At 56.3% G+C, this 21151-nt stretch carries 20 protein-coding genes and 1 riboswitch; of the genes, 8 read left to right on the plus strand and 12 right to left on the minus strand.

The genetic code is table 11. From position 1 onward, the window contains the following. Positions 1-82: 82 nt before the first annotated feature. A complete protein-coding gene (locus ACR8BN_RS17840; protein ID WP_031591792.1) occupies positions 83-1333 on the minus strand; it encodes a conjugal transfer protein TraF in 1251 nt (416 codons plus the stop codon). Between the two features lie 449 nt (positions 1334-1782). On the opposite strand from ACR8BN_RS17840, the gene zur reads away from it, so the two are divergent. Then, complete coding sequence (zur, locus tag ACR8BN_RS17845; RefSeq protein ID WP_039392129.1) at positions 1783-2304, plus strand: zinc uptake transcriptional repressor Zur; 522 nt, start codon at positions 1783-1785, stop codon at positions 2302-2304. Positions 2305-2377: 73 nt separating this feature from the next. On the opposite strand, the gene ACR8BN_RS17850 is transcribed toward zur, so the two are convergent. The 4 genes from ACR8BN_RS17850 to ACR8BN_RS17865 all read right to left on the minus strand — a co-directional run bounded on the left by ACR8BN_RS17850 (position 2378) and on the right by ACR8BN_RS17865 (position 5268). Further along, entirely contained in the window at positions 2378-2590 is a 213-nt protein-coding gene (locus tag ACR8BN_RS17850) for a CsbD family protein (protein WP_031591796.1), read from the minus strand. A gap of 166 nt (positions 2591-2756) precedes the next feature. Continuing rightward, positions 2757-4079, minus strand: a complete 1323-nt coding sequence (gene dinF, locus ACR8BN_RS17855) for an MATE family efflux transporter DinF (protein WP_425011576.1) — start codon at positions 4077-4079, stop codon at positions 2757-2759. A 100-nt stretch (positions 4080-4179) separates the two neighbouring features. Then, positions 4180-4794 carry a transcriptional repressor LexA gene (gene lexA / locus ACR8BN_RS17860; protein WP_434747192.1) on the minus strand — a complete coding sequence of 205 codons (615 nt, stop codon included), beginning with the start codon at positions 4792-4794 and terminating at the stop codon, positions 4180-4182. A 105-nt stretch (positions 4795-4899) separates the two neighbouring features. Next, a complete protein-coding gene (locus ACR8BN_RS17865; RefSeq protein WP_039392133.1) occupies positions 4900-5268 on the minus strand; it encodes a diacylglycerol kinase in 369 nt (122 codons plus the stop codon). Between the two features lie 128 nt (positions 5269-5396). Between ACR8BN_RS17865 and plsB the strand changes: the two genes are divergently transcribed. Beyond that, positions 5397-7820 carry a glycerol-3-phosphate 1-O-acyltransferase PlsB gene (plsB, locus tag ACR8BN_RS17870; RefSeq protein ID WP_031591803.1) on the plus strand — a complete coding sequence of 808 codons (2424 nt, stop codon included), beginning with the start codon at positions 5397-5399 and terminating at the stop codon, positions 7818-7820. 361 nt (positions 7821-8181) lie between these two features. Here plsB and ubiA read toward each other — a convergent pair whose 3' ends face one another. From ubiA to ACR8BN_RS17890, 4 genes are all read right to left on the minus strand, one after another. Beyond that, entirely contained in the window at positions 8182-9018 is an 837-nt protein-coding gene (gene ubiA, locus ACR8BN_RS17875) for a 4-hydroxybenzoate octaprenyltransferase (protein ID WP_406627629.1), read from the minus strand. A 58-nt stretch (positions 9019-9076) separates the two neighbouring features. Further along, positions 9077-9589 (minus strand): chorismate lyase, encoded by a 513-nt coding sequence (ubiC, locus tag ACR8BN_RS17880; RefSeq protein ID WP_109654275.1) that lies wholly within the window; start codon positions 9587-9589, stop codon positions 9077-9079. Positions 9590-9675: 86 nt separating this feature from the next. Next, positions 9676-10086 carry a phosphate-starvation-inducible protein PsiE gene (psiE, locus tag ACR8BN_RS17885; protein ID WP_031591808.1) on the minus strand — a complete coding sequence of 137 codons (411 nt, stop codon included), beginning with the start codon at positions 10084-10086 and terminating at the stop codon, positions 9676-9678. 71 nt (positions 10087-10157) lie between these two features. Continuing rightward, entirely contained in the window at positions 10158-10865 is a 708-nt protein-coding gene (locus ACR8BN_RS17890; RefSeq protein WP_022625213.1) for a UTRA domain-containing protein, read from the minus strand. Between the two features lie 206 nt (positions 10866-11071). Between ACR8BN_RS17890 and ACR8BN_RS17895 the strand changes: the two genes are divergently transcribed. The 6 genes from ACR8BN_RS17895 (at position 11072) to ACR8BN_RS17920 (ending at position 17334) form a co-directional block, all read left to right on the plus strand. Beyond that, a complete protein-coding gene (locus ACR8BN_RS17895) occupies positions 11072-12133 on the plus strand; it encodes an ABC transporter substrate-binding protein (RefSeq protein WP_010252250.1) in 1062 nt (353 codons plus the stop codon). 20 nt (positions 12134-12153) lie between these two features. Continuing rightward, the gene (locus tag ACR8BN_RS17900) at positions 12154-12966 is read left to right on the plus strand and encodes an alkaline phosphatase family protein (protein WP_039392082.1); all 813 of its coding nucleotides are present in this window, start codon (positions 12154-12156) and stop codon (positions 12964-12966) included. Next, the gene (locus ACR8BN_RS17905) at positions 12963-13808 is read left to right on the plus strand and encodes an ABC transporter permease (RefSeq protein WP_010252254.1); all 846 of its coding nucleotides are present in this window, start codon (positions 12963-12965) and stop codon (positions 13806-13808) included. Before ACR8BN_RS17900 ends, ACR8BN_RS17905 begins: the two co-directional genes overlap by 4 nt. 11 nt (positions 13809-13819) lie before the next feature. Then, complete coding sequence (locus ACR8BN_RS17910; protein ID WP_031593877.1) at positions 13820-14605, plus strand: ABC transporter permease; 786 nt, start codon at positions 13820-13822, stop codon at positions 14603-14605. A 2-nt stretch (positions 14606-14607) separates the two neighbouring features. Continuing rightward, positions 14608-15600 carry an ABC transporter ATP-binding protein gene (locus ACR8BN_RS17915; RefSeq protein ID WP_039392085.1) on the plus strand — a complete coding sequence of 331 codons (993 nt, stop codon included), beginning with the start codon at positions 14608-14610 and terminating at the stop codon, positions 15598-15600. A gap of 108 nt (positions 15601-15708) precedes the next feature. Then, positions 15709-17334 (plus strand): Na/Pi cotransporter family protein, encoded by a 1626-nt coding sequence (locus ACR8BN_RS17920; RefSeq protein WP_031593875.1) that lies wholly within the window; start codon positions 15709-15711, stop codon positions 17332-17334. Between the two features lie 95 nt (positions 17335-17429). Here the strand turns inward: ACR8BN_RS17920 and panS are convergent, their stop codons facing one another. The 3 genes from panS to lysC all read right to left on the minus strand — a co-directional run bounded on the left by panS (position 17430) and on the right by lysC (position 20816). Continuing rightward, positions 17430-18347 (minus strand): ketopantoate/pantoate/pantothenate transporter PanS, encoded by a 918-nt coding sequence (gene panS, locus ACR8BN_RS17925; RefSeq protein WP_434747193.1) that lies wholly within the window; start codon positions 18345-18347, stop codon positions 17430-17432. A 183-nt stretch (positions 18348-18530) separates the two neighbouring features. Continuing rightward, positions 18531-19223, minus strand: a complete 693-nt coding sequence (gene aqpZ, locus ACR8BN_RS17930; protein ID WP_434747194.1) for an aquaporin Z — start codon at positions 19221-19223, stop codon at positions 18531-18533. A gap of 240 nt (positions 19224-19463) precedes the next feature. Then, positions 19464-20816 carry a lysine-sensitive aspartokinase 3 gene (gene lysC / locus ACR8BN_RS17935; protein ID WP_022625207.1) on the minus strand — a complete coding sequence of 451 codons (1353 nt, stop codon included), beginning with the start codon at positions 20814-20816 and terminating at the stop codon, positions 19464-19466. A gap of 113 nt (positions 20817-20929) precedes the next feature. Then, positions 20930-21122, minus strand: a riboswitch (Lysine riboswitch). Positions 21123-21151 lie beyond the last annotated feature (29 nt).

Genomic DNA, 21151 nt, shown 5'->3' on the forward strand with positions numbered 1-21151 from the left:
GGGGTGATGGAATTCTGTGCAAGGATAACACAAGGGCGGGCGATAGTGCATCGCCCGCCCCCGAACAGTCTGAATAACGCGCTTAGAAGTTAAAGCCCAGCTGCATCATCGCGCCCCAGGTGTTGTTAGCACCCACAGAGCCCGCCAGATCCAGATGTACGGCTTTGTTAAACGGTGACAGACCAAAACCGGCCGTAGCGACATTTTCGTCGTTAGAACGCATGTCCGCACGATAACCAGCACGCAGCTGCAGCCAGTCAAGTACGCGGTATTCCGCGCCCACTGCCGCATACTGGCTGTTATCCTGAGTTTTGAAGCGTTTGGTTTCAGTCAGATCCACATCGCCCGTCACGGTAAACGGACCTTTATCCCAGGCCAGACCGGTGGTGACCAGCGGGCGAATCTGGTAGGTGTCGCGGAAACCATTGACCTCTTTGGTCTGCAGATCGCGTGAAACCAGGTTCTGTCCGGTTACACCCAGCGTCCAGTTTTCAGCAAAGGTGGTCGCCAGGCCGGCATCAACGTTAAAGCCGGTGTCGGTGCTGCGATACTTACTATTGTTGATGTCGTTCTTGTCGTAGTTGTAGATGCTGGCGGTGTAGTTATAGAGCCAGGTTTTCTGCACTTTCGGCGTCACGCCAACTGATACCGGCTGACCGGCGATGGTGAACTCATGCGCCACCGCTACACCATAATCGGTGGTCAGGGCCGCTAATCCATTCGCGCTGGAGCGCAGGTTATTTTGATCGCCAGGACGAGGAAGCACTGTGCCGTTAGCCACACCGCGCAGATAGTCGATATCGCTCTGTACTACGTTGGCGCGGACATGCGCCGTACCGTAGGCCTTAGTAATAAAGGCGAAAGGCAGAGTGTCGTTGGGGATCGTAACGGCCACGGCCGCACCCGCGCTGCCGTCTGCTTTGTTACCGCGCAAATCACTGAGCTTGTTAGCGACATCGCCTGAGGCAGCGCGCACTTCAGGATAGCCACGCAGATAATCAGCGAAGGTTAAATTACTGAGCACGTCACGGTAACGATCCACGGTGTCCGTAATATCATCGACTTTATCTATCAGCTTATCTTTGTCAGTCACCTGAATGCCCGCTGAGGGAAAAATAATGCTGACGCTATCGTCGGGTTTGGCGCGCGTCATTAATGCCGGGTTCGCCAGCACTGCGGAGCCATAAAGAGAAGATGCTACGCCGGTTCCGCCCATGGCGTCATTACGTGCATCATACCAGGTCCCTGCCGCCATGGCGGAAGAAGAAAGGAAAAGCGCGGTCGTTGCAGCCGTGTAGATCAGCGCTGAACGTTGAGCGGATTTTTTCACCATTTGCCTGCCATCACCTGAGAAATTGCCATTGAAACATTCAATGACTGAATAGTTTGTTAGCCCTATTGTGAACCCTGGCTAACGCGTTATTGCTGTGAATTCGAAGGAAACAGTGTCTTAATTCAAAGGATTGGACGTTTTCCAATCAAAAAACCGTTGTAATTGTTCAAACTGCATTGGGATATTTCAAATAATGCCAGACTTTTCTTAAGTCTTTCTGAACATTACTTCTTAACTCAGTGAGATGCAAAGCAAAATGCCAACAAATTCCGCTTCAGGTGGATTCAGAATGGATCTGATTTATCGTCAGATTTGAGATAGAGGACGGCTTAAATTCTGAATATGCTGCTTTTTCAGGCAAATGATGCTGTTTTTTCAGACGAAACCAACCTCAGCGCCGCGAAACTATGTGTGATAAAATAACATCACTTATCCAGCGGAGAATTTTCATGACAAACATGACGTCGCAGCAAATTTTGATTCAGGCCGAAAAGATGTGCCTGCAGCGCGGTGTGCGTCTGACTTCGCAGCGTGCTGAAGTGTTGCGCCTGATGGCCGAGCAGCCTGGCTCGATCAGCGCCTACGATCTGCTGGATCAACTCCGGGTCAGCGAGCCGCAGGCCAAGCCTCCCACGGTTTATCGGGCGCTTGATTTCCTGCTGGAGCAGGGTTTCATTCATCGGGTGGAATCCAACAACAGCTACGTCATGTGTCACCATTTTGAGGCACCAGCACATACGTCGGTGATGCTGGTCTGTGACCGCTGTGCCGCCGTTACAGAGAAGCAGGCGCAGGGCGTAGAGAAGATTATTGCTAGCCTGGCAGGTGAAGCGCAGTTTGCATTACGCCACAGCGTGATTGAAGCGCATGGTTTATGTGAAAGTTGTGCTGCGGTTGAAGCCTGTACGCACCATGAAAGCTGCGAGCATGACCATCAGGATGAGGGTAAAAAGCGGGGGAAACGCGGATAATCGGCACATCCTTGTGCGGTTCCGGTGAGGGCCCACCGGAACGCATTCAGCTGATTATCAAGCTATTGTCTGATTACCAGCGGTGATCTTTGTTCTGACCTTCCCAGTCGGTTACTTCGCGCTCGGCTTCATCTTTCGTAGAGCCGTAACGCTCCTGGATTTTGCCGACCAGCTGATCGCGTTTACCTTCGATAACCTGCATATCATCGTCGGTCAGCTTGCCCCATTTCTCTTTCATTTTGCCTTTGAACTGCTTCCAGTTGCCGCTTGCTTCGTCTTTATTCATGGCAGACCTCCAATCCTCGGGTTTAATGATTATCTTGCTGCTTAACAAAATAACGATACAAAGCGCTGGTTAACTGCGCTGCATAAAGTTAATTGTAGTAGCCAATTTCTTAACCGTGGAATAATACAGAATAATCCGTATCGGCTTGCGTGCAGCAACGGCTGACTCAGGCATCAAACCAGCTGTTCTGACGCCAGTGTTTACGCCAGATGAGCCACAGCGACAGGCCGCGCAGCGCCAGGAAAACCGTGACTGCCAGCCAAAGACCATGGTTACCCAGCACCGGTACGCTAAGCAGTGTCAGAAAATAGCCGGCTGCGGCTACTACCATGCTGTTACGCATCTCGCGCCCGCGCGTCGCCCCGATGAACATGCCATCCAGCAGATAACACCAGACGCCGATCAACGGCATTATCATCTGCCAGATCAGATAGCGGTCCGCTGTCTGCTGAAGTGACTGAAGAGAGGTCAGCAGGGTAACGATCTGCGGGCCAAAAATGGCATAGATCAGCGAGAAGAACAGCGCCACCACCACCGCCTGCCGACAGGCAGAGTGCCAGACGCGCAGGAGTTTGCTGCCATCTTTTGCACCATGCGCCTCACCCGCAAAAGCTTCAACCGCATAGGCAAAGCCATCCAGCGCGTAGGCAGTAAAAGTAATAAACATCAGTAATACCGCGTTAACCGCCACCACATCAGGGCCGAGTCGCGCGCCCAGCACGGTCAGCGAGGCGAAACAGAGTTGCAGCATCAGAGAGCGCAGCATGATATCCCGGTTCAGTCGCAGCAGCCGGCCGCTGTCACCGCGCCAGCTCTGCTTCAGCAGGCTAAGCGTAATTCCGCGCAGTTTTAGCACCCGCCAGACCATGATGCTGCCGACACCCAGCGTGATGTACTCTGCCAGCGCCGTGGCGGTGGCCGCCCCCGCGACACCCCAGTGCAGCCCCATCACCAGCCAGAGATCGAGCACGATGTTAACCAGGTTCCCCACGACCAGCAGGATCACCGGCGCGCGTGCATACTGCACGCCCAGCAGCCAGCCCAGAATGACCAGGTTTGCCAGCGTGGCAGGCGCACTGAGCCAGCGAATCTGAATAAACAGTGCCGCCTGTTCGAGTACATCGGGATTGCCGCCAACCAGATGGGTCGACAGCTGAATAATCGGATAACGCAAAGCGATGAACAGTACGCCCGCCAGCAGCGCGATAATCAGCGGTTGCGTCAGCGCGCGCGCCAGAGCGGTTTTATCGCCCGCGCCAAACGCCTGTGCCGTAAGGCCAGTAGTACTCATTCGAAGGAAAAGCAGCAGCATAAAAAGGAAGCTGGTCACTGTCGTCCCGACCGCAACCCCGCCAAGATAGACAGGGCTGTCGAGATGACCAATTACTGCAGTATCGACCACTCCCAGTAAGGGAACGGTGATGTTTGAAAGGATCATCGGCAGCGCAAGCCGCCAGAGATTTTTATCGGTTGCCGTAATAAAGCGCATTCGCCGTTCCGTGCTCAGTGTCGCTGCGCAAAAGAGGCAGCGACAAAATTAGGGCAGACAGAATAGCATCAGAGAAGACGAATGCACGCTGGCAGAAGAATCAGAGCCACTCGCCGTTGCGCACCACGCCAACTGCCAGACCTTCAATGGTCAGTGACTGCGCACGGGTATCGACAACAATCGGGTCAAAATCGCTGTTTTCAGGCAGCAGATGCACGATAGCACCCTGCTTTTTCCAGCGCTTAACGGTGACTTCATCATCAATGCGGGCAACCACAACCTGGCCGTTACGCACATCCTGGGTTTTATGCACCGCGAGCAGGTCGCCATCCATAATCCCGATATCTTTCATCGACATTCCGCTGACGCGCAGCAGGAAGTCAGCAGACGGCTTAAACAGGCCCGGATCGACCTTATAGTGGGTTTCGATATGTTCCTGCGCCATGATCGGCTCACCGGCAGCAACCCGCCCAATCAGCGGTAGCCCTTCTGAGGCTTCTACTTCCATTAACAGTCGAATGCCGCGCGATGCACCGGAAACGATCTCGATGACGCCTTTGCGCGCCAGCGCTTTCAGATGCTCTTCTGCCGCATTCGGCGAACGGAAGCCCAGCTGCGCGGCGATCTCGGCACGCGTAGGCGGCATGCCCGTTGAAGAAATATGGTCGCGAATCAGGTCATAGACCTGCTGCTGCCTGCTGGTTAATGCTTTCATCCCGCCCCCTGGTTGTTTATACAGTCGCTGTGAGTATATACAGGTATTGGTGAAATGGAAACCGATTGTCAGGGAAAACGCGCCCTCAGACGCGTTATGGAAGGCTTATCGCAAATGTGTCCAGAGCAGCGCGATCCAGACGAAGAGTGCCAGTAAGATGCTGATCAACACCGCCGCCGAACCCATGTCTTTTGCCCGGCCCGCCAGCGGATGATGCTCCTGACCAATACGGTCGACCACCGCTTCAATGGCGCTATTGAGGATTTCAACAATGACCACCAGCACCACCGTCCCAATCATGAGGATGCGGGCGACCACATCGACATCCAGCCAGCACGCGATAACAATAGCGGCCAGCGCAGCCAGCGCTTCCTGCCGAAACGCAGCTTCATGTTGCCAGGCGGCACGCAGTCCCTGCCATGAGTAACCTGCAGCTTTTACTATTCTGATAAGTCCGGTGGCATTATTTGCCATGATGTGGGAACCCTTTCATCGGATTGACGTCAATGTCTGGGCTGCGTGCAATTGGCACCACCACAGATCTTCGCTGCGCTTTCTGGTATGCTTGCGGCGCTTTGCTAACAAGAGGCTTCATGTTGTCTATGTCAGGTTGGCGTAAACTCTATTACAAACTGCTTAATTTACCACTGTCGTTTTTGGTAAAAAGTAAGGCCATTCCGGCCGATCCCGTGTCTGAACATGGTCTGGATCCGACCCGACCTATTATGTATGTTTTGCCTTACGATTCGAAGGCCGACTTACTGACTTTACGCGCACAGTGTCTGCGGCATCATCTGCCCGACCCGCTCACTCCGCTGGAGATTGATGGTTCTCTGCTGCCGCGTCACGTGTTTATCCACAATGGCCCACGCGTCTTCCCCTATTTTGTGCCCAGCGTTGAATCTGTGAAAATCTTTCACGATTACCTGGACCTGCATCGCAATAACCCTAAGCTGGATATTCAGATGCTGCCGGTCACGGTGATGTTTGGCCGCGCACCAGGACGTGAAGTCCAGGGCGAAGCAACGCCACACCTGCGGGTGCTGAACGGGGTGCAGAAGTTCTTTGCGGTGATCTGGCACGGGCGCGACAGTTTTGTCCGCTTCTCACCGACGGTGTCGCTGCGCCGCATGGCAACTGAACACGGTACGGATCAGTCGATCGCCCAGAAGCTGGCTCGCGTGGCGCGCATTCATTTTGCCCGCCAGCGGCTGGCGGCGATTGGCCCGCGCTTGCCGGCGCGTCAGGATCTGTTTAATCGTCTGCTGCAATCCAAAGCGATTGAAAAAGCAGTAGAGGATGAAGCACGCAGTAAAAAAATCTCCCATGAGAAAGCGCAGCAGAACGCTGTCGAGATGATGGAGGAAATTGCGGCAAACTTCTCCTATGAAGCCATCCGCGTAACTGACCGCGTGATGGGCTGGCTCTGGAGTCGGCTCTATCAGGGCATCAACGTCAATGGCGGCGAAAAAGTCCGCCAGCTGGCGCAGGATGGCCACGAGATTGTCTATGTGCCGTGTCATCGCAGCCACATGGATTATCTGCTGCTCTCCTATGTGCTCTATCATCAGGGCCTGGTGCCGCCGCACATCGCAGCCGGGATCAATCTCAACTTCTGGCCAGCCGGCCCGATTTTCCGTCGTCTGGGCGCCTTCTTCATTCGTCGTACCTTTAAAGGCAACAAGCTCTACGCCACGGTATTCCGCGAATATCTCGGCGAGCTGTTCACCCGCGGCTATTCGGTTGAGTACTTTGTCGAAGGAGGCCGTTCACGAACCGGTCGCCTGCTGGACCCTAAAACCGGCACCTTAGCCATGACGCTGCAGGCGATGCTGCGCGGCGGAAATCGCCCTATCACGCTGGTGCCGATCTATATCGGCTATGAGCACGTAATGGAAGTGGGCACTTACGCTAAAGAACTGCGCGGCGCGGCGAAAGAGAAAGAGGGCTTCATGCAGATGGTGCGCGGCTTACGCAAGCTGCGCAATCTCGGTCAGGGTTACGTGAACTTTGGCGAACCCCTGCCGCTGGTCAACTATCTCAACAAGCGGGTACCGGAATGGCGCGATGCCATCGATCCGATTGAGCCGCAGCGTCCCAGCTGGTTAACTCCGACCGTCAACGATATTGCTGCCAGCCTGATGGTGCGTATCAATGAAGCGGGCGCGGCTAACGCCATGAACCTCTGTGTCACCGCCCTGCTGGCGTCACGTCAGCGCTCACTAACCCGTGAACAGCTGATTGAACAACTGGAGTGCTATACCCAGTTGCTGCGCAACGTGCCTTACTCGCCAAATGCGACCGTACCCGATCTTTCAGCGGAAGCGCTGCTGGATCACGCCATGGGTATGAATAAGTTTGAGAGTGAAAAGGACAGCATTGGCGACATCATCATTCTGCCACGTGAGCAGGCGGTGCTGATGACCTACTATCGCAATAATATTCATCACATGCTGGTGATGCCGTCGCTGATTGCCGCCATAGTTCAGCAGCATCAGACGCTGAGCGAAGCAGAACTGCTGCGTCAGGTGAGCCTGATCTACCCGATGCTGAAGAGTGAGCTGTTCCTGCGCTGGCAGACCGATGAGCTGCCGCAACTGCTGACCGAACTGAGTCAGGAGCTGGCGCGTCAGGGCCTGATTACGCTCGAAGCCGGCGAATTGCGCTTTTCCTCAGCGCGCTATCGCACGCTGCAACTGCTGGCCGCCGGTGTGCGTGAAACACTGCAGCGCTATGCCATTACGTTCTCCATTCTCAGCGCCAAGCCGACGATTAACCGCGGCACGCTGGAGAAAGAGAGCCGGACGCTGGCACAGCGTCTGTCGGTGCTGCACGGTATCAATGCTCCGGAATTCTTCGACAAAGCGGTCTTTACCTCACTGGTCCTGACCCTGCGCGATGAAGGGTATATCAGCGACAGCGGTGATGCCGATGTTGCGCAGACTCTGGCGACCTGGCATATGCTGGCAGACCTGGTCACCAGCGATGTCCGTATGACGATTGAAACCGCTGTGGCGCACGACTGACCGCAGCGCGCATAGTAAAAAGGCGACCTCATGAGGTCGCCTTTTTTATAGGCCAGGTCTGGTCCGATTCGCTGTAAGACGGTGCCTGCTCAGGGAACATCGTCAGATCGGAAAGACGTAAAAGCGTCATCCCTGACTGCTCGGCCCGCGCGATTACGCACCTCATCCCTGAGGTGCGCCCGTTGCCGGACCAACGCTCTGCGTTGTTCAAAAACGCTCCCGGCGTTTTTGTCCCTGGCGCGGGACGCTTTCCTCTTCTGCCCATGTTCCCTGCGCGTTGAGCTCATTCATTGCTGCCAGATTCATCCTCATCAGGTTTGGCGACCTCCCGGATCGCCTTTTTATGTCTGTAAACTCTCTATCAGAACAGCTGGCTGAACGGCGGGGTATTCATCAGTACACCGAGGAACAGCACCATCCCGACATAGTTATTATTGAGAAAAGCCTGGAAACAGGGTTGCCGCTCGCGTCCGGCGATCAGCTTCTGTTGATAAATAAACAGCGCGGCGGCCAGCAAGAGCGTCCAGTAGAAGGCGCTGTTCAGATGCAGCATGAGGCCAACCAGCGCCATCAGCAGCAGCGTCGCCAGTTGCAGCAGACCAATGATCAGCTTGTCGAAACGGCCAAAGAGAATCGCGGTCGACTTCACGCCAATCTTCAGGTCATCATCCCGATCCACCATCGCATACTGGGTGTCATAAGCGACCGTCCAGCAGATGTTGGCGATGAATACCAGCCAGCAGACCAGAGGTAAGGACTCACTAACTGCGGACCATGCCATAGGAATTGCCCAGCCAAAGGCGGCACCCAGCACTACCTGCGGCAGGTGGGTATAACGCTTCATAAAGGGATAGACCCAGGCCAGCGCCAGCCCCACCACGGAGAGCATAATCGTCATCATGTTCATGGTCAGCACCAGCGCAAAAGCCGCCAGAGCCAGGATCACGAACAGCAGCTTAGCCTCTTTTGCACTCACCGCGCCGCTGGCCAGTGGCCGATGCTTCGTGCGTTCGACATAACCGTCTACTTTGCGATCGGCATAGTCATTGATCACACAACCGGCTGCACGCATCACGATGACCCCGGCAACAAACACCGCCAGCACCGGTAGCGGCGGGATCGCCATGTCAGCCAGCCATAATGCCCAGAGCGTTGGCCACATCAGCAGCAGCGTACCGATAGGCTTATCGATACGCATCAGGCGCGTGTAGGCCCGCCATTTATTTATACTTAAGCTATTTTGCACCACAGGATCCTCAGACCAGATCGCGATAGAGCGGCGATGCCGGTAAAAACAGTTCAGTCAGCAGCAGCGGTTTGCCGGAGAGACGCAGGCGTGAGCGCCGTCCCCACAATCCCTCTACCTGCCCCGGCTCAATAAAATCGCGGGTCAGCGTCGAAGAGGAGAAGAGATAGCGGCCCAGCGGCCGGGTGCCCAGTTGCTGCAGCATCGCTTCTGGCCCGTTGAGGGTGCTTTCCGGCACCAGCGTACGGCCAGCCAGCCAGGGCTGATCGTCGCCGAACAGCAGCACTTCGCGCAGCCAGAAGCGTTTATCGTCTGGCAACAAGCCCTTTTCATCACCCAACTCGCTGGCGTCGATAAAGCCTTCACGCAGCGGCTGAACCGTGACCCGCTGGCAATGTTGTTCAAAACGGCGCGTCATTGAATCCTCCTCCATCAGCCAGTCGAGCAATGGCGGCGCAAGGGTTGCCTGCGACGGAGAAAGCCAGTTGAGTGCACGTAATAAGCTGAGCGCGTCTTGCGACATAGCACCACTCCCAATAATTTTCAGGACGCTAGTTTAGCGCAGAGACGCGATGCGAACACCTGCCGTCATGACAGACGGCAGGGGGATTACTCGCGTTTCAGGCGGTTGCTGTTTGCCAGCCACAGGGTGACCACCAGAATCAGAATCGCCGCAGAGTAACAGAGCGTATCGAAGGGATTTTTATGGTCGACGATAATCAGGCGGATAATTGCCGTGATACCGATATAGACAAAATAGCGCAGCGGAAAGTGATAACCCGACTGAAAGTACTTAACAATCAACGCAATAAATTCGAAGTAGAGGAAATAAATGACAATTCCCTCAATCAACAGATAGGAGGATGACTGCTCGCTGGTGTTAAACAGCACGTTTGCCAGATGGATAGTTTCTTTGCCTAAAAAGACGATCAGGATGATCGCCAGACTCAGCAGACCCAGATTCAGCACCCATTGCAGTACCGTTGCAAGGTGGCGGGCCAAAGGATTTTTGTCACTCATGTTGCGCCTTAAAAAAGGAGTTGTTATCGCGCGATATCATGCGCGAGTGTGACGCAAATCACAATAACTCCTCAGGCCTCCACATCAACACAGAGCGCATCGTAACGCCAGTATTCACAGTCGCAATCAATCACCTCTTTTTGCTGGTTGCGATTGATGCGGGTGATCAACAAACCGGGGCTGCCCGGTGCCACATTCAGCATGGGTGCGGCGACCTCCGGCAGCGGGCCAGGCAGGATGGTGAAGCGCGCGCCACCGTAACGAATGCCGTAGCGCTGGTCATAGAGATCGGTCAGTGAGCGGGTCAAATCTTCATCAAGCAGACCAGGGAAAAAACGCGGATTGAGGTAGTGTTCAACATAGAGCACCGCGCGCCCGTCAATGCGCCGCAGGCGGCGGATGCAGTAAACCGACGAACCGGATGCCAGCCGCAGCGCCGTCGCCACGCTGTCGTGCGCCGCGACCTGTTCGGCGGCGATGACCTCGGTGGCCGCCTGCCGTCCCTGCTCCATTGCCATGGCATGAAAGTGGCTGTGATGCAGCGGGTTATAGATCAGTCGCGGCGGTGCGATAAACCAGCCGCGACGCAGTTCCCGGTAGATCATCCCCTGGGCTTCCAGCTTGCCCAGTGCTTCCCGCAGGGTAATCCGGGTCGTGCTGAACGCCTCGCTTAAGGCACGCTCCGCCGGCAGTCGCCCGGCGCTGAACTCTCCGGCCTGAATGCGCGTCAGCAGGACGCTGGCGATCGCATCCGCCGTTTTGAGTGCTATCGACTCCACAACAGTAGCCTCATTTTGGTGCGACTCCGCACTCTTACTGTTCAGGTAAACGCGCCTTTGACAGGCGAACGGGTCACCTCTTTCATCGCCCATCCCCTGCACAGCGCCGCCCTGTCATAAATCGTTCATATACAGGGGCTACATTGGCTCGGTTCTTGCTGGACTAGACCAGCCAGGCCCATCAACTTACACCCGGAGCAACTGAGATGAAAGCGTTTATCGCCTCTGTAGTAGCCAGTGCTGTAGTGCTCACCCTGCCCGTTGCGCAGGCCGCCGATAACGACCTTGCCGCCCTGGAAAAAGCGGCACGCAGTGAAGGCCAGGTCAACAGCGTCGGGATGCCGGATAGCTGGGCTAACTGGAAAGATACCTGGAACGACATCAGCAGCAAATATGGCCTTAAGCACAGCGATACCGATATGTCATCGGCGCAGGAGCTGGCGAAATTCGATGCAGAGAAAGAGAACGCCAGCGCTGACATCGGTGACGTGGGTGCCGCCTTTGGCCCGATCGCTGTCGCTAAAGGTGTGACCCAGCCCTATAAACCCACTCACTGGGATCAGATTCCGGCCTGGGCCAAAGATAAAGATGGCCACTGGGCGCTGGCCTATACCGGCACCATCGCCTTTCTGATCGACAAGCAGCAGGTTAAAGATATCCCCCACAGCTGGGCCGATCTGAAAAAAGGTAAGTATGTGGTTACTATCGGTGACGTCGGCGTGGCAGCTCAGGCGGCCAACGGCGTACTGGCGGCAAACTACGCCTTAGGTGGCGATGAGAAGAACCTGAAACCGGCGCTTGCTTTCTTTGCCGATCTGGCCAAACAGGGTCGTCTTGGCGTTACCGATCCGGTGATTGCCAATATCGAAAAAGGCGAAGTGCAGATGGCGGTGGTGTGGGACTTTAACGCCCTTAACTACCGGGACCAGATCGACAAAAACCGCTACGAAGTGGTTATCCCGTCTGATGGCTCCGTGACCTCCGGCTACACCACCGTCATCAACAAATATGCGAAACACCCTAACGCCGCAAAACTGACGCGCGAATATATCTTCTCAGACCAGGGACAGATCAATCTGGCGAAGGGCTATGCCCGTCCGATCCGTGCCGAGCATCTGACGCTGCCAGCGGACGTTCAGGCTCGCCTGCTGCCGCAATCTGAATATAAAAATGCCCGTCCGGTGAAGGATCAGGCTGCCTGGGATAAATCGTCGAAAATGCTGCCGCGCCTGTGGCAGGAAAACGTCATCATCAATATGCAGCAGTAATTCGCGGCAGGGAGAACGGAATGAAGACCATCCTGGTAGTGCTGGACGGCCTGAGCAATCAGGTCGCACAACATGCAATGGGTTACCTGCATGCCGAATGTTCGCAGGGCAACGGGTTTTATTACCGTATGACCTGTGAATTACCCTCGCTGTCACGCCCGCTTTATGAGTGCATTCTGACCGGTGTTCCGCCGGTCAGAAGCGGCATTATTCATAATGGCGTCAGCCGGTTAAGCCGCGAGCGCAGCGTCTTTCACTTTGCGCGAGCAGCGGGACTGACGACTGCGGCGGCGGCCTACCACTGGGTGAGTGAGCTTTATAACCGAACGCCGTTCGTTCCGGCGCGCGATCGTCACACTGACGCGCCGGACCTGCCCATTCAGTATGGCCATTTTTATTCTGACGATAGCTATCCCGACTCGCATCTGTTTGAAGATGCAGAGAGCCTGCGACTGCGTCACGATCCCGATTTTCTGCTAATCCACCCGATGAATATCGACGATGCCGGTCATAAATCGGGCCTCTCCTCGCCACAGTACCGCAACCGGGCACGCATCGCCGACGGCCTGCTGTCTCAGTGGATGCCCTTGTGGCTGGCTGAGGGCTATCAGGTGATGGTGACCGCCGATCACGGTATGAATGACGATCGCTCCCACGGCGGCATTCTGCCGGAAGAGACCACGGTGCCGCTGTTTGTCTTTGGCCGGGCTTTCTCGCTGCAGCCTGACCTGGCACCGCAGCAGACCGATCTGTGCGGCACGCTGTGTGAACTGCTTGAGGTGGCGCATGACAAGCCGGTCTGTCGCGGCCTGCTGGCGGAGCCGAAGAGATGAGAGGAAAAGGAGTCGCGCTGCTGCTGCTGTTACCGTTCACCCTGTTCTGGGTCGCCTTTCAGCTGGCACCGCTGTTGTGGATCGCCATTAACAGCTTCTGGAGTGAGATGAACAGCCAGTGGGGCTGGGATAACTATCAGGACATTCTCACCTCGCCCTTCTACCAGCAGGCATTTCGTTTTTCGCTGGATATCTCACTCTGGTCAAGCGTCTACGGCTTACTGATTGCACTGGTCACCGGCTATTCACTGCATCAGCTCGGCGGCGGGCGACTGCAGCGCTTTCTCATCGCTTTTACCAACATGACCAGCAACTTTGCCGGTGTCCCGCTGGCGTTTGCCTTTGTGATTCTGCTGGGGCTGAACGGCTGCCTGACATTGCTGTTGCGCCATTATGGTCTGGTTGAGAGCTTCAGACTCTTCTCGCGCAACGGCATGGTGCTGGTCTACACCTGGTTCCAGATCCCGCTGGGCGTGCTGCTGCTCTACCCGGCATTCGACGGGCTGAAAAAAGAGTGGCAGGAGTCCGCTGCGCTGCTGGGTGCCAGCCGCTGGCACTACTGGTGGCACATCGGCCTGCCGATTCTGTTTCCGGCGCTGCTCGGGACCTTTGTGATCCTGCTGGCGAATGCGCTGGGCGCTTATGCCACGATTTATGCCCTGACCACGGGTAATTTCAACGTGGTGCCGGTGCGTATTGCCGCGCTGGTCTCCGGCGATATCTCGCTGGATCCCAACACAGGTAGCGCGCTGGCAATGCTGCTGGTGGCGATTATGGCACTGATTACCCTGGTGCAGCAGTATCTGGTGCGCCGTAGCTATCTCAATGCGAAACAGCCATGAAAGGAGCCGCCATGTCACGTGCTGAGCACCTCTATCACCGGATAATGGTCGGGTTACTCTTTACCCTGCTGGCACTGCCTTTACTGGCCACACTGCTTTATGCACTGTCGTCCGACTGGAGTAACACCATTCTGCCACAGGGCTATAGCCTGAAGTGGTTCATCCAGCTCTGGAGCGACCCGCGATTTCTGACGGCGCTGGGCCATTCGCTGCTGATTTGCCTGGGTGCGCTGCTGTTCTCGCTGGTGCTGGTGCTGCCTGCCATGTTTGTAATCGCTTACTATTTTCCTCGACTGGATGCGGTGATGAACGTCCTGATCCTGATGCCTTTCGCCGTGCCGCCGGTGGTGTCGTCAGTGGGATTACTGCAACTCTACTCTTCGTCACCGCTGATGCTGACCGGCACGCCGTGGATCTTAATCGGCTGTTATTTCACTATCGCCTTGCCCTTTATCTACCGGGCGCTGGCGAACAATATGCAGGCGATCAACCTCAAAGAGCTGATTGATGCCGCGCAGTTGCTGGGTGCCAGCACCTGGCAGGCGGCGCTGTGGGTCGTGCTGCCCAACCTGCGCAAAGGGATGCTGATTGCCGTGCTGCTCTCTTTCTCCTTCCTGATTGGCGAATTTGTCTTCGCTAACCTGCTGGTCGGCAACCGCTATGAAACCCTGCAGGTTTACCTCTTCAACATGCGTAACGGCAGCGGTCACTTCACCAGCGCCCTGGTGATCTCCTACTTCTTTGTGGTGCTGCTGGTCACCTGGCTGGCCAACGCCCTGAATCCCGAACGAGGCTGAATATGAGTTACCTTGAGGTCAGAGAGCTGAACAAGTCCTATGGACCCACGCCCATTTTTGAGCAGATCGATTTCAGCGCCGCTGAAGGGGAATTTGTCACCCTGCTCGGCCCCAGCGGCTGCGGTAAATCGACGCTGCTGCGTTGTCTGGCGGGGTTAACCAGCGTCGACAGCGGTGAAATCAGGCTGGAGGGCAAAGATATTGTACCGCTGGCCCCGCAGAAGCGTGCCATCGGTATGGTGTTCCAGAGCTATGCGCTGTTTCCCAATATGACGGTAGAGAAGAACGTCGCATTTGGCCTGAAGATGCAGAAACTGCCCGAAGCGCAGATTCGCCAGCGGGTACTGGAGGTGCTGGAGCTGGTTGAACTCAGTGATTATGCACGCCGCTATCCGCACCAGTTGTCAGGCGGGCAGTGTCAGCGCGTGGCACTGGCACGTTCGCTGGTGACGCGTCCGCGTCTGCTGCTGCTGGATGAACCGCTGTCAGCGCTGGATGCACGTATTCGCCGCCATCTGCGCGATCAAATCCGGCGCATCCAGCGCGAGCTGAATCTCACCACCCTGTTCGTCACCCACGATCAGGAGGAGGCGCTGACGCTCTCCGATCGTATCGTGCTGATGAACCGGGGCAAAATCGTGCAGAATGGCGATGCCGAAGCGCTCTATACCCAACCGGTCGATCTCTTTGCCGCCGGATTTATTGGCAACTACAACCTGCTGAGCGCTGAGCAGGCGACGCGACTGACCGGGCAGCCTTTCCATAGCCAGGTGGCCATTCGCCCGGAATCGATGCTGTTCACTGCGCCGGGCCAGGGCATTCCTGCGGAAATCCTCAGCCACAGTCTGCTGGGCAACGTGATCCGCTATCGTATCCGGGCGCATGATGTGGAACTTTCGGTTGATGTGCTTAACCGATCGGCGGCGGATTTGCACCCCGCTGGCAGGAAGATTGGTCTACAATTAGAGATGTCGACTTTGCGCCAGGTGGCTTAAAACACAGGAAAAAATCACGCATCGCACGGCAATCCCCTTCACAGATTGCTCTCTTCCGTCAGGCTGGCAGTCTGTGCTTTGAGCCTGACATTCGAGGAGCGACACCACGTGTTAACCCTGCTTAATTTACTCTCTGCAGTGGCCCTGCTGGTCTGGGGCACGCATATCGTACGAACCGGCATCATGCGGGTCTACGGTGCCGATCTGCGCCGCGTCCTGAGTCGCAGCATAGAAAAAAAACCGATGGCGTTTCTGGCGGGCATTGGCGTGACCACGCTGGTGCAGAGCAGCAACGCCACCACGCTGCTGGTGACCTCTTTTGTGGCACAGAATCTGGTCAGCCTGACGCCCGCGCTGGTAGTGATTCTTGGCGCGGATGTCGGCACCGCTATTATGGCGCGTATCCTGACGTTTGATCTCTCCTGGCTCTCACCGCTGTTTATCTTCTTTGGCGTGGTGTTCTTCCTCAGCCGCAAGCAGACCCGTGCGGGTCAGTTAGGCCGGGCCAGTATCGGCCTGGGCCTGATATTGCTGGCGCTGCAGCTGATTGTCGAAGCGGCTCGGCCGATTACCCAGGCCGCCGGTGTCCAGGTGCTTTTCTCCAGCCTGACCGGCGACGTGATGCTTGATGCGCTGCTGGGGGCGGTATTCGCCATCATCAGTTACTCCAGCCTGGCCGCGGTGCTGATCACCGCGACGCTCACCGCCACCGGCGTGATTTCATTCAAGGTGGCGCTCTGTCTGGTGATTGGTGCCAATCTCGGTAGCGGCCTGCTGGCGATGATCAACGCCAGCGGCTCAAATGCCGCGGGCAAGCGCGTGGCGCTCGGCAGCCTGCTGTTCAAGCTGATCGGCTGCGTGTTCATCCTGCCGTTTGTCGATATTGTGGCAGAGTGGCTGGATAAGCTGCCGGTCAACGATGAAGAGTTAGTGATTTTCTTCCATGTGTTTTACAACCTGATCCGCTGCGTAGCGATGGTGCCGTTTGCTGACCTGATGGCGCGCCTCTGTCGTCGTATGATCGCCGACGACGTGGATAACGCGCTGCACCTTAAGCCGAAACACCTCGATCGCAGCGCGCTGGATACGCCGGCGCTGGCGCTGGTGAATGCCGCCCGCGAAGCGTTGCGCATGGGCGACGTGCTGGAGCAGATGCTGGAGGCGTTTAATAAGGTGGTACATGGCGAATCCCGCGAGGAACGCACGGTGCGCAGGCTGGATGATGATGTCGATGTGCTCTATACCGCCATCAAACTCTATCTGGCGCGGATGCCAAAAGAGGACCTCCCCGAAGAGGACTCGCGTCGCTGGGGCGAAATCATTGAAATGTCACTAAATCTGGAGCAGGCCGGGGACATCATTGAGCGGATGAGCGGCGATGTCGCTGACAAGTCGCTGGCAGCGGGCCGCGCTTTCTCTGCCGAGGGATTAAAAGAGCTGCAGGAGCTGCATGAGCTGCTGATCGCTAACCTCAGAATGAGTCTGTCGGTGTTTCTGTCACACGATGTCACCAGCGCTAAACGTCTGCGCCGCGCTAAACATCGCTTCCGTCTGATGATCCGCCGCTACTCTCACGCGCATGTTGACCGGCTGCACCAGCAGAACGTGCAGAGCATTGAGACCAGTTCGCTGCACCTCGGTTTACTGGGCGACATGAAGCGCCTGAATTCACTGTTCTGCAGTGTGGCCTACACGGTGCTGGAACAGCCCGACGATGAACGTGACTATGAATAAAACTGAGCGGAGTGAATAGCCTGCTGCGCCGGAGCGGTGATCGTCCGGCGCGGCAGCAGTGAGATGCGGCGCAGTGCAATAATGCGCCGCCACTGTTACTTCTTCTTAATCGGCTTTCCTGACCAGTAACCCGCCAGCAGTGAACCTGACAGGTTGTGCCACACCGAGAACAGCGCGCCTGGCAATGCCGCCAGTGGTGAGAAGTAGAGTTTTCCCAGCGTCGCCGCCAGTCCGGAGTTTTGCATGCCAACCTCCAGCGCCAGGGTACGGCAGGTTGACTCATCGAAGCCAAACAGCTTGCCACCCCAGTAGCCGCCAAGCAGGCCAATCGCGTTATGCAGGATCACCGCCGCGATCACCATCAGACCCACCGATCCAATAAAGGCCTGACTGCCCGCCACCACCGCACTGATGATCAGCAGAATGCAGACCATCGAAAATGCAGGCAGCCAGGGTTCGACCCGGCGAACCACGCTGTTCATGCTGTGATGAATGATCAGTCCCAGGGAGATGGGGATCACGACGATCTTCACGATACTCAGCAGCATGCCAGCCACATCAACCTCAATGTGGGTATCAACATAAAAGCGGGTTAACAGCGGCGTGGCGAACACACCCACCAGCGCAGAGACTGACGAGATTGTCACTGACAGCGCCACATCCCCCTTCGCCAGATAGATCATGACGTTGCTGGCGGTGCCGCTGGCAACTGAGCCGACCAGAATCATACCGGCAGCCAAATCGGGCGGCATATGAAACAGTTTTGCCAGTCCCCAGGCGGCTAACGGCATCACCAGATAGTGCAGAAAGGTTCCGGCAATCACCGGCGCAGGTCGGGTCAGGACCCGTTTAAAATCGTCGATATTCAGGGTCACACCCATGCCGAACATAATCAGCATCAGCAGATAAGTGACCCAGGGTCCGATGCCGAGAAACGTACCTGGAGAGTAATAAGCGGCGACAGATAACAGCACGGCCCAGAGCGGGAACAGGCGGGTTAACGTGGCGAGCATAGCCAGACTTCCTTATAAGAATGTTATGTTTTATGCAGATTTGCCATAGAGAGTCGCCATGCAGGAACGACTGCCGTGACGAAGGCCGGATCATAACATTTCATTATCATGGCGTAAGGCGAAGATGGGTCGAGGCGGGAAAATGCGGATCGACTGCTGCCGATCCGCTGAATATTGACGAAATTACGCTGCTTTTTCCTCTAAACCGCGGTAGATCAAACCACCAATCACGGCACCGATAATCGGCATTAACCAGAACATCCACAGCTGAGAGATCGCCCAGTCCCCCTGGAACAGGGCTGCCGCAGTGCTGCGTGCCGGGTTAACCGAGGTATTGGTTACCGGAATGCTGATCAGGTGAATCAGGATTAACGCCAGGCCAATCGCAATAGGTGCAAAGCCTTTCGGCGCGCGCTCGCTGGTGGCACCCATGATCACAATCAGGAAGATAGCGGTCATCACCCCTTCGGCGATCATACCTGACTGCAGGCTGAAGCCGCCCGGCGAGTGTTCGCCGTAGCCATTTGCCGCAAAGCCGCTGGCCGCTGCACTGAAGTCGCCTTTACCGCTGGCGATCAGATAGAGCACTGCGCCAGCGGCAATGCCGCCTGCCAGTTGCGCGATGATGTAAGGAATGGCCTGAGACGCGGGAAAACGTCCGCCTGCCACTAATCCCAGGGTCACCGCCGGGTTAAAGTGCCCGCCTGAGATGTGACCGACCGCATACGCCATGACCAGCACGCTCAGCCCGAAAGCCAGCGCCACGCCCACGAAGCCAATGCCCAGTTCCGGGAACGCAGCTGACAGCACGGCACTACCACAACCGCCGGCCACCAGCACGAAGGTACCCAGCGCCTCTGCGACTAACCTTTTCATGATATTTCCTAAATTTGGGTGAATTGATTCAGCGGCGGGATTATAAATCTGCGGAAAGGGAGCGCAATGCAGGTGCACGAAATGCGCAGAGAAAGGGGTTGCCATTTGGCAATAACAGGAATTAACTTTATGAATTAACAGGTTTTATCGGAATTCGCATGCCGGGGAGTAATGAGGGAGATATGAACCATTTTTGCCGCTTTTCAGGCCGCGCTGACGCGGCCTGAATGGCAAAGAAGTTTACTCGAACAGATTACGATGCAGCGTACGTACCACGCTTTCCGCATCGTTGCCCGGTACCAGGAAGCAGAGGTTGTAGCTGCTGGCACCGTAGCAAATCATCCGCAGGTTGAACGGGTCGAGCACACCAAACACCTCTTTGCCGACGCCGCACGCTTTTGACAGCTGGTTACCGATAATCGCCACCAGCGCCAGATCTTCTTCCACTTCAACCCGGCACAGCGACGAGAGTTCAGTCAGTAAAGCCTGGGTCAGCAGGCTGGCACTGGTTGAGGTCGATCCGGTGGTGTCGAGCGTCAGCGCCACGCTCACTTCGGAGGTGGTGATCAGGTCAACCGAGACGTTATGACGCGCCAGAATATTGAAGAGTTCAGCAAGAAAACCAAACGTATGAAGCATGTTAAGGCTGTGCAGCGTTAACAGCGTCTGCTTACGGCGTAGCGCCAGTGCACGAAACAGCGGCGGGTTGCGGGTTTCATTGCAGACGCGGGTCCCACCGGCTGCCGGATCCTTACTGGAACCGACGAATACCGGAATACCCCGGCGTACAGCGGGAAGCAGCGTCGCCGGGTGCAGCACTTTCGCGCCGAACGTCGCCATTTCAGCGGCTTCTTCAAAAGTAATTTCATCAATACGCTTCGCCGTCGGCACCACGCGCGGATCGGTGGTGTAGATGCCTGGCACATCCGTCCAGATATCCACACGCGCCGCGTTCAGCGCTTCGCCCAGTAGCGCGGCGGTGTAATCACTGCCGCCGCGACCCAGGGTGGTGGTGCGCCCTTCGCTTTCACTGCCAATGAAACCCTGAGTAATGACTAATGCCTGCTCAATGCGCGGCTGTAACTGCGCCGTCGCCTGCTCCGCCAGCACCTGTACATCCGGTACTGCCCGGCCAAAATGATCGTCGGTACGCATTACCTTGCGGACATCGAACCATTCCGCATTAACCTGGCGTTCACGCAGGATTTCCACAAACAGCAGTGATGACATCAGCTCACCGTGGCTGACCAGTTCATCGGTCAGGGCATTCGAGGTTGCCAGTGAGGCGGCTTCGGAAAGCATGCTGATATTGTCGATCATCCGATCAATTTCATCGCGGATTACTTCCGGACGCTGCAGGCGATCAACAATGGCGTACTGGATACGGCGGATATCATCAAGCAGAACAGCGCGCTGGGGAGCCTGCTGGCCTTCAGCCAGCGCAACCAGCAGATTAGTAATACCCGCCGAGGCAGAGAGCACTACCAGACGCGTGCTGGCGTCCTGCAACACCACATCGGCGCTGCGGTTCATCGCTTCAAAATCGGCTACGCTGGTGCCGCCGAATTTTGCCACTATCAGTGTTTGAGACATGTAGGACCTCGTGTCAGGTTATCTTGTTCTCGCCGATGAAAGGGTCGAGAAACATTCTTTCAGCCAGGCACAAGGAAAGAGCAGAAACGGGCGGACAAGATCGGATAGACGAGTCACCCAGAAGCGCCCCACCTTGCGAAACGTCGACTGCAGACGTTTCTGGTGACAACCCAGAGGATTCAGCCCCTGTAGCCGACAGGCAGCACACCGCATGCTGACCCACCTCGGCGTCGCTCCCCATCATGTGTTTTCACCGGATACGGTTCCTCCAACACACTGCCTGGGCGACGCGCCTCTTCTGGCTTGCGCACAGGTGCGCAAGTAGGCGCATAGAT

The sequence above is a fragment of the Pantoea sp. Lu_F5_004 genome (assembly GCF_051136245.1).
GTDB lineage: Bacteria > Pseudomonadota > Gammaproteobacteria > Enterobacterales > Enterobacteriaceae > Pantoea > Pantoea agglomerans.